A 1882-nucleotide genomic window follows, 5' to 3' on the forward strand; every position below is an offset into this window, starting at 1 on the left:
TAAATGACACCACGTTAGTGCGCGATGTATTAGCTGAAGACCCTATTGGTAATAGTGCTGAACTCGACATTGTTGTGCTTGATGAAAACTTAAGAATACTCGATGGCGATGTGCTTTTTAGCGGCACCATAGGCGATTTAGATGTAGTGAAAAGCGATATTGCTAAGGTAACTATTAGCCTGGTTGATTGGTTAGAAGTATGGAATCGTCCCATTGAAAATAACCTCTATTCAGATTCAGCTCAGCAAGCACTTTACCCAGGAGATAAATTTTTTGATCAAGTGGAGCTACTTGCATCAAAACCGTTGAATTCTGGTGTTGCAGGCTCACCTGTTGGCTCTGGTGGTGGTACTGGTGGAGGTGGTGGCGATCATATAAGGAAAATACAGCGATGAGTTTATCAGCAGTAAAAAAAATTATTAAAGACTATAAAGATAAGCCTTTTGTTTGGGGAGAAAACGACTGTTGCTTGTTTGCTGCAAATACTGTGCTTGTGCTAACAGGTAAGGATTTAGCTGAAGAGTTTCGGGGCAAATACCACACTAAACTTGGCGCAGCCAGAGCATTGAAGAAGCATGGTTTTACTTCTATAGAGCAGTTACTTACTGCCAAATTAGGCCAGTCTATAGCCCCGTTAACGGCCACTTATGGCGATGTGGCGTTAATTGAAAACCACCAAGGCGAACTGGCTGCAGGTATTGTTTTTCGCAGTAGTGTTTATTGTGTCGGACCCCAAGGATTAATCCAATTGCCACTATCCAATGTAATTCATGTATGGAGGGTTAACTAATGCCCCCAGTTATTGTTGGTGTTGCCGCTTATGCGGGGGCAACCGCCGCAAGTTATGCGGTTGCTACAGCCGTAGCGATAGGGATTGGCGCTGCTGTTGCTACGTACGCTGTAACCGAGGCCATGACACCCGAAATGGGCAGCATGGATGACGGCTTAGGTAGCGACCAAAGCTTGACCGTTGGCGGCGTTAAGCCTCGTCGTACCATCTATGGTGAAACGGTTGTGAGTGGCGGTATTGTGGGTTATGGCACCTATACCGATGATGAAGAAGATAAATGGCATGTAATGATCATAGCCATTGCCGACCATGAATGTGAAAACATTGATTTACACGACATTGAAGGTAAAGGGCTTAACGTTTCAGGTCTGAATTCGCGTTATAAAATTCATAGTTATTTGGGTACTCAAACCACTGCGTGCCCTATTGCAAAAAGATATTGCGACGGTTGGACTAGTGAGCATGTAGGGTTTGGCTTAAGTTACGTGACATTAGAGGTGAAGATTGATCCTGAATTTTTCCCCAATGGCATTAACAACGTACGTTTTAAAGTCAAAGGAAAAAAGCTATACGATGCACGACTTGACAGCACGATGGGCGGTGCGGGTAGCCATCGATTTAACGATTCAACTACCTGGGAGTACTCAGCTAACCCTATCTTAGCGACGATTGATTTTATTCGTTTTGGCGGCTATAAAGAGCAGCCAAGTGAGCGTTTTGATTGGAGCGACGTTAGTGCACAAGCCAGTGCCTGTGATGAAGTAGTAAGCTTTACTGACAGTAATGGTCTACCAGCTTCAGAGCCTCGTTTTACCTGTAATGGCACCTTACTTAAAAGCCAAACACCTGCCGCTAGTTTAAACCGCTTACTCTCTTCAGCTGCAGCAAAAATGTATAACGTAGCGGGTAAAATATATGTGAAAGCGGGCGTTTATCAAGGTGCACCTACCTTAGTATTGGATAAGAACAATGCTTCTGCAGCTATTAGTTATAAGCCACATACGCCAATTAAAGACCGTTGCAACACCGTTAGAACCTCGTTTGTTAACCCGAATAAGTATTATCAAAAAACCGATGCTACGCCAACCGAAA

1 protein-coding gene and 2 pseudogenes are annotated in these 1882 nt (G+C 44.0%); all 3 read left to right on the top strand.

Annotation, left to right across the window (positions count from 1 at the left end; translation table 11 throughout):
• Window positions 1-395 (top strand): annotated as a pseudogene (locus ND2E_RS23150) (hypothetical protein); the annotation flags it as partial.
• Window positions 392-790, top strand: a complete 399-nt coding sequence (locus ND2E_RS0121715; RefSeq protein ID WP_052056781.1) for a DUF6950 family protein — start codon at window positions 392-394, stop codon at window positions 788-790. The pseudogene ND2E_RS23150 and the gene ND2E_RS0121715, both read left to right, overlap by 4 nt.
• Window positions 790-1882, top strand: a pseudogene (locus ND2E_RS05890) (hypothetical protein); the annotation flags it as partial. The gene ND2E_RS0121715 and the pseudogene ND2E_RS05890, both read left to right, overlap by 1 nt.

This window comes from Colwellia psychrerythraea (genome assembly GCF_000764225.1).
Lineage (GTDB): Bacteria > Pseudomonadota > Gammaproteobacteria > Enterobacterales > Alteromonadaceae > Colwellia > Colwellia psychrerythraea_D.